We start from the raw sequence: 13,223 nt of genomic DNA, 5'->3' as shown, positions 1-13,223 counted from the left end.
ACCGGTCGGACGGGGGCCGGGCGGCGGTCGGGTGGCGGTCGGGTGGCCGGACGGACACGGGGCGTGCGCCCGCCCGGCGCCATGCGGCGGAACGATCCGGCGCGTGCATCAAAACTGCTACAAGGGCCCTGGCAGGGGCCCCGGGGGGAGTCACCGGGGGCCGCGTCGGGCATCCTCTCCCACATGAACACGTGGCAGGAGGGCCGCCCGGGCGGCGGCGGGAACCCGTACGGCGGCAACGGTGGCGGTGGCGCGGCGTACGGGCCCGGCAGCGGCGGTCCGGCCGCCGAGCCGCCGCTGCCCGCCGGGCTGAACCCGCGCGGGCCGGGCGCTCAGGCGCCCCGGCAGCCCCAGCCGCAGGGGCGGCCCCAGGGGCAGCCGCAGCAGACGCCCGGGTACGGCCCCGCCCAGGGGTACGGGCAGCCGGGGCAGGGCTACGGACAGCCCGGGCAGCCCGGTGCGCGCCCGTCGGTGCCCGCGCAGGGCGGTCCGGGTGGCCCCGGCGGGCCCGGTTCCGCGCCCGGTGGGCCGATAACCCCCGGCGGGCCGCAGTCGCCCGCCACCGCCCGCTCCGGACGCTGGCCGCGCCGCCGGATCATCAAGTGGTCGGTGTTCGGCGTGCTGATCGCACTGATGGTCACCACCGTCTCCACCTGGTTCTGGGCGGACTCCAAGCTCAACCACGAGAGCGTGCTCGCCGACTACCCGGGCCGCCCGGCCGCGGGCAAGGGCACCAACTGGCTGATCGTCGGCTCGGACAGCCGCAACGGCCTCTCCGACAGCCAGGAGGAGGACCTGCACACCGGCCACGCGGGCGGCAAGCGCAGCGACTCGATGATGATCCTGCACGTCGGGGACAACGGGAACACCCTGATGAGCATCCCGCGTGACTCCTGGGTGCCGATCCCCGAGCACACCGGCGAGAACGGCAAGCCCGTCAAGGCGACCACCTCGAAGATCAACTCCGCCTTCGCCTCCGGCGGCGGCAAGCTGCTCGCGCAGACCGTGGAGACGAACACCGGCATCCGCATCGACCACTACGCCGAGATCGGCTTCGCCGGCTTCGTCGGCATCGTCGACTCGGTCGGCGGCGTGGACATGTGCATCGAGCAGGACGTCCAGGACAAGGACTCCGGCCTCGACCTCAAGGCCGGCTGCCAGAGCCTCAACGGCACCCAGGCGCTGGCCTTCGTCCGCCAGCGCCACCAGATGGCCGACCAGGACCTCGGCCGGATGCGCAACCAGCAGAAGTTCCTCGGCGCGCTGGCCAAGCAGGCGGCCTCGCCGGCCACCGTGCTCAACCCGTTCACCTTCTACCCGCTGGTGTCCTCCGGCCTCGGCACGCTGATCGTCGACGACGACGCCGGGCTGACCGACCTCGGCTCGCTCTTCCTCGCCATGAAGGACGTCAACGGCGGCAGCGGAAAGAGCATCACCGTGCCGATCGCCAACCCGGACTTCAAGACCAACACCGGCGAGTCGGCGGTCAAGTGGGACACCGCGAAGGCCAAGCAGGTGTTCGACGCCTTCAAGAACGACACCGCCGTGCCGGACGTGAAGTAACCGGACGTGAAGCGGCCGGACCTGGACCGGCCGCGGACGGAGCGGCCGCGGACGGAGCGGCCGACCCTCCGCCACGGGCACCCCGCACACCTGCGTGACTCCGCGTAACGCCACCGACACAATGGGTGGATGTCACTCGTCACCGCGCTGATCTACCGCCGTCGCCACCGCCTCCTGGGCCGCCTGGTCCAGGAGGCGCTCGCCGTCTACGGCATGGAGGTGCCGGCCGCCGCCGAGATCGGGCCGGGGCTCGTCGTGTTCCACCGGGGCTTCGGCACCGTGCTGCACCCGTACACCACCCTCGGCGCCGGGGTGACGCTGTACAACGGCGTGACCGTCGGCCGGGCCGACCCCTGGGTGCCGCAGGAGGCGAGCGCGATGCGGCGGGTGGTGGTGGAGGACGGCGCGGTGCTGTGCGCGGGCGCCAAGGTGGTCTGCAAGGCCGGGGTGCTGACGGTCGGCGCCGGCACCGTGGTCGGCGCCAACGCCGTGCTGACCCGCTCCACCGGGCCGGGCGAGATCTGGGCCGGCGTCCCCGCCCGGAAGGTCGGCACCCGGGCGGACTGGCCGGGCGGCGCGGTGGGCGCAGATACCAGCGGCAGGGCCGCCGTCGGGGCGCGCGCCTGAGACACCGCCGGTCAGCGGACGGCCACCCCCGGCAGGTGCCCCGTCGCACACTCCGCGTACCGGTGGACGGCCGCGCCCCGCCGCCCTTCGCCCGGCCGCCCGCCCGGGCCCTCCAGCTCGCCCGCCAGCCCGTGGTGGATCGTCCGCCCGCCGCGACCGCCCGACCACCAGGCGTCCGACAGATGGACGACCAGCGTGGCCGGGTGCTGCGGCTCGGGGCGCTCCAGGACGAGTTCGCACCGGGCCTCCCCCGCCGGGAAGGTCACCACGGCCTCGCTGGTCCGCAGCCGCGCCCGGCGCGGCTCCCGCTCCACCGCCCAGTACGCCGACACCTTCACGTCCAGCCGGCCGCCGAGACCGCCCTCGCCGGGCCGGACGTACTCCTCGTCCGGCACCCAGCGGGCGTGGTTGCGGATGTCGTCCGGACCGAACCACTCCGCCCAGCTGATCCAGTAGCCCGCGACCCGCTTGATCGTCATGGCCTCCCGGAGGATCCGGACCGGGATGCGGGTCAGACTCGCGGGCTCGCTCATCAGCAGGACGCGGCCGTCCTCGTCGACCCGGGCCTCGGGCTCGGGCTCGAAGGAGAGGACGGTCACCTGCTCGCAGGTCACCTCACCGTCGTCCTTGCGCCGACTCGTCTGCCTCATGGGTGAACCACCTTGCCGGGGTGCGGAGTTCGTCGATTCGCGGCCGCTTCCCGGACGCCGGGCCGACCACGCCCGCGCAGCTTACGGCGCCCCGTCGACCACGGCGAACGATTCCGGCGAATCCTCCCGGAGCGGGCGATGCACGGCTATTCTGCGCGTGCACACGGTGCCGTCCGCGCCCGCGGACGTCCGGACGCGCCGCCCCGGGCGCCCGCGCGCCCGCACGGAAGGAGCCCGCCCCGATGGGCGACACGCACTGGCGGGAACTCCGCCGTGAGCCGATCCACAGCGCCTACGGGCGCGGCACCGACCGGGTGACCTTCGCGATGCCGGACGGCCGCGAGGAGGTCTACCACCTCGGCAACGAGTACTCCTGCGCGGCCGTCGTCGCGTTGACCCCGGACCGGCGCATCGTACTCACCCGGCAGTTCCGGCCCGGACCGCAGGCCCTGCTGTACGAGCTGCCGGGCGGCGTGATCGACCCGGGCGAGTCCCCCGAGGACGCCGCCGCGCGCGAACTCGCCGAGGAGACCGGCTACCGGGGCAAGGTGGAGCACGTCACCGCCGTCTGGCACGACGCCTACTCCAACGGCGTGCGCCACGCCTGCGTCGCCACCGACTGCACCCCGGCCGCCCGGATCGCGCACGACCGCAACGAGTTCATCGAGGTGGTGCTGATGGACCTGGCGGAGTTCCGCGACACGGTGCTGCGCCGCGGCCTGCTCTCCGACGTCGGCCCGGCCTACCTGGGCCTCGACCACCTCGGCCTGCTCTAGCGGGGCCGGGGCGCGGTCAGGGGCGCGCGGCCAGGGCTCGGTCGGGGCGGTCAGGGTGCCGTCGGCAGGCGGTCCAGGGCGATGCCGAAGTGGGTGCGGTACGCGCCCAGGGCCGCGTCGGCGTCGAGGAGTTCCTCGGTTCGGGTGCCGTCGGCGGCGGTGCGCAGAAGCCGGGTGCCGCCGGTGGCGCGGGTGCTGGTGAGGGTAATCCGGCCGCCGTCGGGGGTGGGGCGGGAGCAGGTGGTCGCGCGGGTGAAGTGCGAGTCGGGAGACGTGGTCTGCCACCAGCAGGTCGGGGCGAAGTCGGCCAGCCGGTACGGGCGGGGGTCGAGGCGGTACTGCGGCGCGCCGTCGAGGAGGACGTCCAGGTCACCGGTGGTGCCGACGCCCGGAGTGCCGGTACTCGGGGCGATGGTGCTCGGGGTGATGGTGAGGACTCCCGCCGGGTCCTGCTGCAGACCGCGCTCGTCAAGGCGCAGCGGGCGGCGGGCGAACCTGCCGAAGCCGACGTCCACCAGCCAGGCGACGCCGTCCGCCTCCACCCGCAGCGCGAGGTGGTCGAACGGCGGGCCGGGCTCGGCCCCGTCGAAGACCCGGGCGGCGAGCAGTTCGACGCGGTAGCCGAGGGCCCGCAGCAACGCGGCGAAGGCACCGTTGAGTTCGTAGCAGAACCCGCCGCGCCGACGCCCCACGACCTTCTCCAGCAGCGCCTCCGGTTCGAGCACGACGGGCTCGCCGAGGTGGATGCTGAGGTTCTCGAACGGGACGGCGTCCAGGTGCGCCTCCTGGAGCCGCGCCAGCTCGGCGGCACCGGCGCGGGCGGGGCGCTCGGCACCGATCCGGGCGAGGTAGGCCGCCACCTGCTCGTCGGTCGGGATCTCTGCGCTCTGCGTGGATTCGTCCATGGCCACCATCCAAGCGGACCGGATGCTTCCGGCCATCGGGCCTCGGACCTAGGTCGTTCGGGTGACCTCGGCGGCCCCTCGCGCAGGAGGTCGGAGGCGCCGACCTCCTGCGCGGGCACGGGCCTCACCGGAGGACCGCGAGCGGGGGCGCGTCAGGGAACCGCGAGCGCGGCCTCGTCAGGGGACGAGGACGCTGCGGCCACCCAGCACCGCGTAGGTCTCGCCGGGGACGACGAACCTCTCGACCGCGCCCTCGCAGCTGGTCCCGCCCCGGACCTGGACCACCGAGTCCGTGTAGTTGGTGACCACCGGCTGGACGAAGTCGCCGAGCGGGAGGCACCCGCGCGGGTCCTGGTACGGGGCACCGTCGACGATCAGGATCCCGTGGGCCGCGTACGCGGTGTTCGGGACCGCGACGGCGAGGGCGGCGGCGGCCAGCCAGGCCCCGAGAACCGTTGCCGTGCGTCGCTGCTTCATGCGTCCACATTCCTTTCGGCCGGAGCGGGACGGCCCTGCGCGACCCCGCCGGTGTGCGGCTCAAAGTAGCCGGACGGTGACGCGGCGTCGGGGACCGATCGGGCGCGGCGGCCCGGTGCGGAGTGGGAAGTCGGACTGGCCGACTTCCCGCGCGGAGGATTCCTTGCCCACAGCTGTCACAACAGGGCCGCCGTGATCCGTCAGGGAGGCGGAGCGGCACCACCGGGCCGCCGGACGGAGAGGACAGCACCATGCTCACCAAGGTCATGTACGTCACGGTCTACGTCACCGACCAGGACCGCGCGCTGCGGTTCTACACCGAACAGCTGGGGCTGGAGAAGCGCATCGACTACCCCGGCCCGGACGGCCGCTTCCTCACCGTGGGCGCCGAGGGCCACCCGTTCGAGATCATCCTCTGGTCGCACGCCCCGGCCGCCGGGCAGCCGCCGCGGGCGGAGGGGGTGTCCGCGCCCGGCCCGCTCGTCCTGGAGTCGGACGACCTGAGGAAGGACGTCGGGATCTGGCGCGAGCGCGGGGTGGAGTTCGATGCGGACGAGCCCGAGGAGTACCCGTTCGGCTGGCGCATCGAGGCCCGGGACCCGGACGGCAACCAGGTCTCGCTGCGCCAGCAGCGGCCCGTGGTGACCGACCGGGACTGACCGGGCTCAGTCGGTTCCGCCGGCCGCGCGGAGCCGGGCCTCGGCCGCCTCGGCCCCCGGCGGGTCCGCGAGGAAGAGCACGCGCAGAGCGCGGTCGGGGGCCGCGTCCAGGATGTCGAGCAGCAGGGCGAGTTGGGCGGGCGGCTCGTCCGCGAGGAGGGCGTCGGCGTCCGTGACGAGGACGAGGAGGCGGGTGGCGGCCGGCCCGGCACCGGGCGGGAGGAGCGCGTCGTTGAGGCACTCCTCGAAGGCGTCCCAGTTGTGGCCGAAGTAGCCGGGGAACGAGAGCGCCCGCGCCCACTCGGCGAACATGGCCGCCCTGGTGCGGCAGTTCGCACCCCGGACGAGGCGCAGCCGGTCCGGGGCGGTGGCGAAGCCCGCCCAGGCCCGGCCCGGCAGGAGGTCCCACCGGGCCGGACCGAGCGGGGAGTCGGGCGCTACGGGCACGTCAGCAGCCTTCGGAGATCTCGCGGAAGTTGGCGTAGTGGTCGTCGGTGTACCAGGTCTGCTCGGTGCGCTCGTCGCGGACCAGGCGCTCGGCATCGCGGTGGGTGGTGGGCATCGGGCGGGGGTTGACGTCGTACTCGTGGTACGCGCCGCCCGCCGGGAGGTCACCGCTCCGGTTGCCGTACGGGTTGCTGCCCCGAATGTACTCCGGACCGGGAATCCGGAAGTCGACCGGGCGGGGGCTGGTGGGCCACCCGAGGTCCGCCCAGATGTGGCAGGCCTGTTCGACCTGCTGCGGGAAGTCCTCGACGGGGAGCGGCGGCTGGATGACCGCCCGGACGACCGGAGCGACGGCCAGCGCGGGGGCGGCGGGAGCGAGCGGACAGGCCAGGGCGAGGACCAGGGCGGCCTGCGCCAGACGGCGGAGAGTCATGGGGGTACCCGATTCCGTGCGGGAGCGTGTGCAGCAAAGGCGTACCGCGCCCACGCCCGCCACCCCGCCGACCACGCCGCAGCCACACCCGCCCCCACCCGACCGAGTGACCCCCGCAGCCCCGACGGGGCGGCCGACCCCCGTGGTCGGCGGGCCGGGTCGGGGGTGGGGTGGCGTGGGAGGATCGGGCGGGTTCGGTTGATTCGTTGAAAGGTGTCTTCAGTCCATGGGCTCGCAGTACTACGCCGTCCTCAAGACCAACCACGGCGACATCACCGTCAAGCTGTTCCAGTTCCACACTCCGAAGACCGTGCGCAACTTCGTGGAGTTGGCCGAGGGGCAGCGGGAGTGGACCGACCCGGTGACGGGTGAGGTTTCGACGGCTCCGCTGTACGACGGGACGACCTTCCACCGGGTCATTCCCAACTTCATGATCCAGGGCGGCGATCCGCTCGGGGACGGTACGGGCGGGCCCGGGTACGAGTTCGCCGACGAGTTCCACCCGGAGCTCTACTTCACCAAGCCGTACCTCCTGGCCATGGCCAACGCCGGGCCGAACACCAACGGTTCGCAGTTCTTCATCACCGCCCGGGCCACGCCGCACCTGAACCGCAAGCACACCATCTTCGGCGAGGTCGCCGACGCGGCCGGCCAGAAGGTCGTGGACGCCATCGCGGCCGTCCCGACCGGGCCGGGTGACCGTCCGCTCGAAGCCGTCGTCATCGAGTCGGTGACCGTCGAGCGTCGATAGGTCTCCGTGCGGAGTAGGAGGTCGGTCCGGCCGGCTTCCTACTCCGCTCCGCCGAACACCACCCGCAGTACCTCCTGGGCCAGCTCCTCCACATCCGCCCCCGTGCCGCTCTCCGGCAGGGCTCCGTTCAGCCAGAGGCTCGCGAAGCCGTGCGCCAGCGACCACGCGGCGATGGTCGTCGCCCGGTCGGGCCGCTCGCCCCGGGACAGCCGGCGGCCGCTGGCCGCGAGCACGGCCCCGGCGCGGTCGCGGGCCAGCGCCATCTCCGGGTCGTCCGCCCGGTACAGCTCCGGCCGGAACATCACCTCGAAGTACGCCCGGTGGTCCACCGCGAACCGCACGTACGCCACGCCCGACCCGTAGGGATCCCCCTCCGCCCGCTCCAGCGCGTCCGCGAACAGCTCGAAGCCCTCCGCCGCCACCGCCGTCAGCACCCCCGCCTTGTCACCGAAGTGGTGCGCCGGCGCCGCGTGCGACACCTCCGCCCGGCGTGCCAGCTCCCGCAGGCTCCAGCCGGACGGCCCGGACTCGGTGATCGCCGCGATCGCGGCGTCCAGCACGGCCCGCCGCAGATTCCCGTGGTGGTAGCTCTCGGCCCTGCCCATGGCACATCCTCTCGTCGGCGACCCTCCGATCATATCTAGGCATTGACAAGATTGCTCGCCCGGGCCAATCTTTCCAGTGACAAGATTGACCGGTGACAAGCTTGGAGAGTCCACCATGGCCCCGCTCATCGCCCTCCTCGGCGGCTTCGCCCTCCTCCGCCTGCTCGGGTTCCTCGCCGTCGACACCCTCGACGGCTGGCAGCCCGCCGTGCGCGGCGCCCTCGCCCTGATGTTCGTCACCACCGGCGTGCCGCACTTCCTGCCGGCCTTCCGGCGCGACTTCGTCGCGATGGTCCCGCCGGCGCTCCCCCGCCCCGAACTGCTCATCACGCTCACCGGCGTCCTCGAACTGGCCGGCGCCGCCGGGCTGCTCGTCCCGCCGCTGGCCCCGTACGCCGCCGCCGGACTCGCCCTGCTGATGCTCGCGATGTTCCCCGCCAACGTGCACGCCGCCCGCACCAACGGCACTCTCGCCGGGAAGCCCGTCACCCCGCTGCCCGCGCGCACCGCGCTGCAGGTCCTGTTCGTCGCGGCGGCGGTCGCGGCGGCGCTCTGAGCACCGGGCCGGGACGGGAAGCAGGCGGTGAAAAACGCGCGGACGCGGCCCGCTCGAGTTGCGGGCCGCGTCCGAATGCGGGGAAAGGGGGAGCGCCCCTTACTCCACGATGCCCGACTTGGCGATGGTGACCTTGGCCTTGGTGCGGCCGCTCTGCGAGCCGAGACCCTCGATCTTCTGCACCAGGTCCAGGCCGTCGACGACCTCGCCGAAGACGACGTGCTTGCCGTCCAGCCAGTCGGTGACGATGGTGGTGATGAAGAACTGCGAGCCGTTGGTGTTGCGGCCCGCGTTGGCCATCGAGAGCTGGCCCGGCTTGGTGTGCTTGAGCGTGAAGTTCTCGTCCGCGAACTTCTCGCCGTAGATGCTCTTGCCGCCGGTGCCGTCACCGCGGGTGAAGTCACCGCCCTGGAGCATGAAGCCCGGGATGACGCGGTGGAACGACGAGCCCTCGTAGCCGAAGCCGTGCTGGCCGGTGGCGAGCTCGCGGAAGTTCTGCGCGGTCTTCGGGACGATGTCGTCGAAGAGCGTGAAGACGATCCGGCCGGCCGGCTCGTCGTTGATGGTGATGTCGAAGAAAACGTTGGAACCCATGCAGGGATCATGGCATGCCGGGCCTCCTGTCGCGCGGCACACCCCCCGACGCCGGCCGGATCCGGGCACCCGGGCCGCGACCGGCCCCACCGGGGGCGCTGCGTCAGCTGCGGCAGAGGAGGAGGCGGTGTTCGACCGAGCCGGACCGGAGGAATCGCGCGGGGGCGACTAGACGGCGGGCGGCGGAATGATCAACTCGAACAGACCACCGAGGTGACGGCCCGCCGTGCGTGCTAGAACCGTCGGCGACAGTGAACGCTCACCCGCGCTCGCCGTCACCCCGCACCGTGCACCCACCGGCAACTCCTCAACCGAAGGAGAACCATGTCCGTCGCACGAACCGTCCGTACCGTCCGCAACGCCCTGCTGGCGGTCCTCGCCGCACTGGCGCTGATGCTCTCCGGCGCGGTCACCGCCACCAACGCCTCCGCCACCACCACGGGGCTGGACGGCAGCTGGGCCTGCTCCGTCCCGGCCGGCTACGTCTACGACCAGGTGTCCATGAACCGCAGCTGCAGCGGCGGCGGCACCTGGAACTCGCCGCAGTTCCACCTGCGCACCCCGGTCGACGGGCTGACCGCCTGTATGAGCGCACCGGGCTTCGTCTACGACAACATCACCTGGGGTCTCTCCTGCAGCCAGCAGTCCGGCGTGACCTCCAACATGTACCACCTGCGCGTCCCCTACGACGGCCTCACCGCCTGCATGGGCACGCCCGCCTTCACCTACGACTACGTCAGCTACACCTCCGGGTGCAGCCTGAACCAGGGCGTCCAGGCCACCACCTTCCACCTCCGCACCCCGCGCAACGGCCTCTGGGCCTGTGACGTCCCGCGCGGCTGGACCTACAGCACCACCACCTCGAACCTGGACTGCGCCACCATCCGCGGTGTGCCGACCACCAAGTTCCTGCTGGTCGGCTGACCCCGTCCCCGGTGAACGGGCGGGCGACCCGGCGGCGGCCGGGTCGCCCGCCCGCGTCCGTTCAGGACAGGTCCAGCTCCGCGACGGTCTGGTCCCCGCTGAGCTCGCCGGTCGGGCGGAAGCCGAGGCGGGCGTAGAACGGCTCGGGACCGTCCTCCCCCGGCACATAGGTGACCGTGACCCGGCTGCCGCCGCGGCGGCGGATCTCCGCGGCGACCTGCTCCACGGCGAAGCGGCCGTAGCCCCTGCCCTGGGTGCCGGCGGCGATGTTGAGGCGCCAGAGGCCCGACCGCGGCAGGTCGCCCGGCCGGTCCGGGTAGAAGGTGATGTCGAAGAAGGCCATCACGAAGCCGACCGGCCGGTCGCCGTCGTAGACCAGTCGCGGCCAGGCGGTGTCCCCGTACGCGTAGGCCTCGGCCAGCGACTTGACCACCGGGGAGACGAAGCGCTCCTGGTCCGGGCGGACCTTCAGTTCCAGCGCGGCGTCGATGTTGCTCGGGGTGACCGGTTCGAGCCGCAGGGCGGACGGAGCGGCGGACGGAGCAGCGGACAGCGAAGAAGCAGGCAGCGGGGCGGGGGGAGCGGCGGGCGGCGGGTGTTCCGTGGACATGCCGGTCACCCTAGTGAGTGCCCGCCCGCAGGTCGCCAGGATTTCGGGGCGCCTCCCGCCCGCCCCTCACGGCGCGGGCGTGAACACCAGCGAGGCGTTGTGCCCGCCGAAGCCGAAGGCATTGGTGAGCACCGCCCCGACCGGCCCCCGGCGCGCGGCCCCCGTGACCACGTCCAGCCCGACCGCCGGGTCCTGCCGCTCCAGGTTGCGGGTGGGCGGCACGGTCCCGTCGCGCAGCGCGAGGACCGAGGCGAGCGCCCCCAGCGCTCCCGCCGCGCCGAAGAGGTGGCCGGTCATCGACTTGGTGGCGGTCACCACCGGGTGGGCGCCGATCGCCGCCGTGACCGACTCCGCCTCGGTCAGGTCGCCCAGCTGGGTGGAGGTGGCGTGGGCGTGGACCAGCCCGATGTCCAGCGGCGACAGCCCCGCCCCGGACACAGCCCGGCGGATCGCCCGGACCTGCCCCTCGGCGGCGGCCGCGGTGATGTGGTGGGCGTCCGAGGTGACGGCCGCACCGGCCAGCACGGCGTGGGCGCGGGCCCGGCGCGCGGCGGCGAAGCCGGCCCGCTCCAGCACCACGACGGCCGCGCCCTCGCCGATCACGAAGCCGTCCCGGTCGACGTCGAAGGGCCGGGAGGCCCGGCCGGGTTCGTCGTTGCGCAGCGAGTGGGCCCGGGCCTGGGCGAAGCCGGCCAGGGTCAGCGGGCAGACGCACGCCTCGGCGCCGCCCGCCACCACCACGTCGGCCCGGCCGAGCCGGATCAGGTCCAGGCCGAGGGCGATCGCCTCGGCCCCGGACGCGCAGGCGCTGACCGGGGTGTGCGCGCCGGCCCGGGCGCCGAGTTCGATGGACACCCAGGCCGCCGGGCCGTTGGCCATCAGCATCGGCACGGTGTGCGGGGAGACCTTCCGGACGCCGGAGGCCTCCAGGACGTCGTCCTGGCCGAGCATGGTGAGCGCACCGCCGGTGCCGGTGCCGATCACCACGGCCAGCCGCTCGCCGTCCACCTCGGGTCGGCCGGCGTCGGCCCAGGCCTCGCGGGCGGCGACCAGCGCGACCTGTTCGCAGCGGTCGAGCCGCCGGGCCAGGACCCGGTCCAGGACCTCGGTCGGCTCGACCGCGAGCTGCCCGGCGATCCGGATCGGGAGCCGGGCGGCCCAGTCGGCCCCGATCGGCCGGATGCCGGTGTCACCGGCCAGCATCGCCGCCCAGGTCGAGGGGACGTCGCCGCCGAGCGGAGTGGTCGCCCCGAGGCCGGTGACCAGCACCGGCTCGGGGGCGAAGGCTCGGGACGCGTGGTTCTCGGTACCCATCGAAGGAACTCCCTGGCTGGTGCGGGACTGTGGAGTGGCCACAACTCCCCGCACAGGTACGTGTGGGGAGCTCTCGCCACATCAGCCACACTGCCACGGCCCTGAGGGGCATTCAGGTGCGTCAGCCAACCGATTCGAACACCGTGGAGTTGGAGGAACCCCACATACCTGCCCTAGGCGTCGAAGTCGGTGGAGCGGCCCACCGCCTCCCAGCTCCGGAGTTCCTCGACGGACGCCTCCAGAGCGCCGAGCACCGCGTCGACGGCGTCGCTGCCGAGCAGCAGCCGCAGCGGGGTCCGCTCGGCGTCCAGGGCGGCCAGGATCGCGGCGGCCGCCTTCTCCGGGTCGCCGAGCTGCTTGCCGGCGGTCTCCGGGAGTCCCTCGCGGACCGGCCCGACGATCCCGTCGTAGGCGGGCAGGGGGGTGGTGAAGGCGAGCGCGCTCCGCTCGGCGAAGGAGGTGCGGAAGGCACCCGGCTCGACGATCAGCACCTTGATGCCGAAGCCCGCCACCTCCTTGGCCAGCGCCTCGGACAGGCCCTCCAGGGCGAACTTGGTCGCCGAGTAGGCTCCGGCGCCCGGGAAGGTGAAGCGGCCGCCCATGCTCGACATCTGGACCACCGCGCCCGCGCCCCGCTCCCGCATGTGCGGCAGGACGGCCCGGGTGAGCGCGGCCGGGCCGAAGAAGTGCAGGTCCATGAGCTCGCGCAGCTCGCGGTCGGTGTACTCCTCGACGGCGCCGATCAGACCGCGGCCGGCGTTGTTGACCAGGACGTCGATCCGGCCGTAGCGCTCCACGGTCTCCGCCACCACGGCGGCGATCCGGTCGTGGTCGGTGACGTCCAGTCGGACGGGCAGCAGCCGCCCGGGGTGCGCCCCGGCCGCCTCCGCCAGGGTCTCGGGCCGCCGGACGGCGGCCACCACGGTGTCGCCGGCGGCCAGCGCGGCCTCGGCGAGGGCCAGGCCGAAGCCGGAGTTGGCCCCGGTGATGAGCCAGATCCGGCCGTCGGTGATGTCGTTCGACTTGTCGCCCATGAGCGGTTTCCTCCCGTAATCGTCTTCCCAGTAAGGAAGTTGACGATCACTTCTATGGCACCGGCGGGCCGGGCGTCCAGGAAAAATCCGTCCCGGCCGGTCCGGCCGCCGCAACGCCGGGAGCCCCCGGCCGAGTCGTGCTCGGCCGGGGGCTCCGGGTGTCCGCGCGGGAGGGCGCGGACCGTGTCGCCCTGAGTACTACGGGAGGTTGCGGGCCATCACGATGCGCTGGATCTGGTTGGTGCCCTCGTAGATCTGCGTGATCTTCGCGTCCCGCATCATCCGCTCCAACGGATAG

The 13,223-nt window shown here is 73.4% G+C and carries 18 protein-coding genes; 7 read left to right on the top strand and 11 right to left on the bottom strand.

All coding sequences use genetic code 11. The annotated features are described in order from the left end of the window. The first annotated feature begins 183 nt into the window (after window positions 1-183). Window positions 184-1,563, top strand: coding sequence for an LCP family protein (locus tag IF01_RS0137225; RefSeq protein ID WP_030398062.1), 1,380 nt, complete (start codon window positions 184-186; stop codon window positions 1,561-1,563). A gap of 129 nt (window positions 1,564-1,692) precedes the next feature. Next, window positions 1,693-2,190, top strand: coding sequence for an LbetaH domain-containing protein (locus IF01_RS0137220; protein ID WP_051741023.1), 498 nt, complete (start codon window positions 1,693-1,695; stop codon window positions 2,188-2,190). An 11-nt stretch (window positions 2,191-2,201) separates the two neighbouring features. Here IF01_RS0137220 and IF01_RS0137215 read toward each other — a convergent pair whose 3' ends face one another. Then, complete coding sequence (locus IF01_RS0137215) at window positions 2,202-2,840, bottom strand: hypothetical protein (RefSeq protein ID WP_157855457.1); 639 nt, start codon at window positions 2,838-2,840, stop codon at window positions 2,202-2,204. A gap of 242 nt (window positions 2,841-3,082) precedes the next feature. Between IF01_RS0137215 and IF01_RS0137210 the strand changes: the two genes are divergently transcribed. Next, window positions 3,083-3,616 (top strand): NUDIX hydrolase, encoded by a 534-nt coding sequence (locus IF01_RS0137210; protein ID WP_030398059.1) that lies wholly within the window; start codon window positions 3,083-3,085, stop codon window positions 3,614-3,616. Between the two features lie 50 nt (window positions 3,617-3,666). Here IF01_RS0137210 and IF01_RS0137205 read toward each other — a convergent pair whose 3' ends face one another. Continuing rightward, the gene (locus IF01_RS0137205; protein WP_030398058.1) at window positions 3,667-4,521 is read right to left on the bottom strand and encodes an arylamine N-acetyltransferase family protein; all 855 of its coding nucleotides are present in this window, start codon (window positions 4,519-4,521) and stop codon (window positions 3,667-3,669) included. Window positions 4,522-4,698: 177 nt separating this feature from the next. Further along, window positions 4,699-4,998, bottom strand: a complete 300-nt coding sequence (locus IF01_RS0137200; RefSeq protein WP_030398057.1) for a hypothetical protein — start codon at window positions 4,996-4,998, stop codon at window positions 4,699-4,701. Between the two features lie 251 nt (window positions 4,999-5,249). Here IF01_RS0137200 and IF01_RS0137195 point away from each other — a divergent pair, with 251 nt between their 5' ends. Continuing rightward, complete coding sequence (locus IF01_RS0137195) at window positions 5,250-5,657, top strand: VOC family protein (RefSeq protein ID WP_030398056.1); 408 nt, start codon at window positions 5,250-5,252, stop codon at window positions 5,655-5,657. 6 nt (window positions 5,658-5,663) lie between these two features. On the opposite strand, the gene IF01_RS44645 is transcribed toward IF01_RS0137195, so the two are convergent. Next, window positions 5,664-6,104, bottom strand: a complete 441-nt coding sequence (locus IF01_RS44645) for a barstar family protein (protein WP_051756934.1) — start codon at window positions 6,102-6,104, stop codon at window positions 5,664-5,666. 1 nt (window position 6,105) lies between these two features. Then, complete coding sequence (locus tag IF01_RS0137185) at window positions 6,106-6,537, bottom strand: ribonuclease domain-containing protein (protein ID WP_244215751.1); 432 nt, start codon at window positions 6,535-6,537, stop codon at window positions 6,106-6,108. A gap of 226 nt (window positions 6,538-6,763) precedes the next feature. Between IF01_RS0137185 and IF01_RS0137180 the strand changes: the two genes are divergently transcribed. Beyond that, entirely contained in the window at window positions 6,764-7,288 is a 525-nt protein-coding gene (locus IF01_RS0137180) for a peptidylprolyl isomerase (RefSeq protein ID WP_030398053.1), read from the top strand. Window positions 7,289-7,326: 38 nt separating this feature from the next. Here the strand turns inward: IF01_RS0137180 and IF01_RS0137175 are convergent, their stop codons facing one another. Then, on the bottom strand, window positions 7,327-7,893 hold the full coding sequence (locus IF01_RS0137175; RefSeq protein WP_030398052.1) for a TetR/AcrR family transcriptional regulator: 567 nt from the start codon (window positions 7,891-7,893) through the stop codon (window positions 7,327-7,329). 115 nt (window positions 7,894-8,008) lie between these two features. Between IF01_RS0137175 and IF01_RS0137170 the strand changes: the two genes are divergently transcribed. After that, window positions 8,009-8,449 (top strand): DoxX family protein, encoded by a 441-nt coding sequence (locus tag IF01_RS0137170; RefSeq protein ID WP_030398051.1) that lies wholly within the window; start codon window positions 8,009-8,011, stop codon window positions 8,447-8,449. A 99-nt stretch (window positions 8,450-8,548) separates the two neighbouring features. Here IF01_RS0137170 and IF01_RS0137165 read toward each other — a convergent pair whose 3' ends face one another. Next, window positions 8,549-9,043: a peptidylprolyl isomerase gene (locus IF01_RS0137165; RefSeq protein WP_030398050.1), complete on the bottom strand. Its 495-nt coding sequence runs from the start codon at window positions 9,041-9,043 to the stop codon at window positions 8,549-8,551. 324 nt (window positions 9,044-9,367) lie between these two features. On the opposite strand from IF01_RS0137165, the gene IF01_RS0137160 reads away from it, so the two are divergent. Further along, entirely contained in the window at window positions 9,368-9,967 is a 600-nt protein-coding gene (locus tag IF01_RS0137160; protein ID WP_030398049.1) for a hypothetical protein, read from the top strand. Between the two features lie 61 nt (window positions 9,968-10,028). On the opposite strand, the gene IF01_RS0137155 is transcribed toward IF01_RS0137160, so the two are convergent. The 4 genes from IF01_RS0137155 to IF01_RS46365 all read right to left on the bottom strand — a co-directional run. After that, complete coding sequence (locus IF01_RS0137155) at window positions 10,029-10,577, bottom strand: GNAT family N-acetyltransferase (RefSeq protein WP_078880654.1); 549 nt, start codon at window positions 10,575-10,577, stop codon at window positions 10,029-10,031. 66 nt (window positions 10,578-10,643) lie between these two features. After that, window positions 10,644-11,891: a beta-ketoacyl-[acyl-carrier-protein] synthase family protein gene (locus IF01_RS0137150; protein WP_051741020.1), complete on the bottom strand. Its 1,248-nt coding sequence runs from the start codon at window positions 11,889-11,891 to the stop codon at window positions 10,644-10,646. A 173-nt stretch (window positions 11,892-12,064) separates the two neighbouring features. Continuing rightward, entirely contained in the window at window positions 12,065-12,925 is an 861-nt protein-coding gene (locus tag IF01_RS0137145) for an oxidoreductase (RefSeq protein WP_030398046.1), read from the bottom strand. 198 nt (window positions 12,926-13,123) lie between these two features. Further along, on the bottom strand, window positions 13,124-13,223 hold a 100-nt coding region (locus IF01_RS46365; RefSeq protein ID WP_157855345.1), incomplete at its 5' end, for an acyl-CoA dehydrogenase family protein.

Origin of the sequence: Kitasatospora purpeofusca, assembly GCF_000718025.1 — a bacterium.
Taxonomy (GTDB): Bacteria; Actinomycetota; Actinomycetes; order Streptomycetales; family Streptomycetaceae; genus Kitasatospora; species Kitasatospora purpeofusca.
This window is presented reverse-complemented; position numbering and strand designations above follow the sequence as displayed.

Coding starts and splice junctions, on each gene's coding strand:
- IF01_RS0137210 (WP_030398059.1), top strand. CDS start 3,083: ATGGGCGACACGCACTGGCGGGAACTCCGCCGTGAGCCGATCCACAGC.
- IF01_RS0137225 (WP_030398062.1), top strand. CDS start 184: ATGAACACGTGGCAGGAGGGCCGCCCGGGCGGCGGCGGGAACCCGTAC.
- IF01_RS0137215 (WP_157855457.1), bottom strand. CDS start 2,840: ATGAGGCAGACGAGTCGGCGCAAGGACGACGGTGAGGTGACCTGCGAG.
- IF01_RS0137170 (WP_030398051.1), top strand. CDS start 8,009: ATGGCCCCGCTCATCGCCCTCCTCGGCGGCTTCGCCCTCCTCCGCCTG.
- IF01_RS0137205 (WP_030398058.1), bottom strand. CDS start 4,521: ATGGACGAATCCACGCAGAGCGCAGAGATCCCGACCGACGAGCAGGTG.
- IF01_RS0137200 (WP_030398057.1), bottom strand. CDS start 4,998: ATGAAGCAGCGACGCACGGCAACGGTTCTCGGGGCCTGGCTGGCCGCC.
- IF01_RS0137145 (WP_030398046.1), bottom strand. CDS start 12,925: ATGGGCGACAAGTCGAACGACATCACCGACGGCCGGATCTGGCTCATC.
- IF01_RS0137150 (WP_051741020.1), bottom strand. CDS start 11,891: ATGGGTACCGAGAACCACGCGTCCCGAGCCTTCGCCCCCGAGCCGGTG.
- IF01_RS0137160 (WP_030398049.1), top strand. CDS start 9,368: ATGTCCGTCGCACGAACCGTCCGTACCGTCCGCAACGCCCTGCTGGCG.
- IF01_RS0137220 (WP_051741023.1), top strand. CDS start 1,693: ATGTCACTCGTCACCGCGCTGATCTACCGCCGTCGCCACCGCCTCCTG.
- IF01_RS0137175 (WP_030398052.1), bottom strand. CDS start 7,893: ATGGGCAGGGCCGAGAGCTACCACCACGGGAATCTGCGGCGGGCCGTG.
- IF01_RS0137165 (WP_030398050.1), bottom strand. CDS start 9,043: ATGGGTTCCAACGTTTTCTTCGACATCACCATCAACGACGAGCCGGCC.
- IF01_RS0137195 (WP_030398056.1), top strand. CDS start 5,250: ATGCTCACCAAGGTCATGTACGTCACGGTCTACGTCACCGACCAGGAC.
- IF01_RS0137185 (WP_244215751.1), bottom strand. CDS start 6,537: ATGACTCTCCGCCGTCTGGCGCAGGCCGCCCTGGTCCTCGCCCTGGCC.
- IF01_RS0137180 (WP_030398053.1), top strand. CDS start 6,764: ATGGGCTCGCAGTACTACGCCGTCCTCAAGACCAACCACGGCGACATC.
- IF01_RS0137155 (WP_078880654.1), bottom strand. CDS start 10,577: ATGTCCACGGAACACCCGCCGCCCGCCGCTCCCCCCGCCCCGCTGCCT.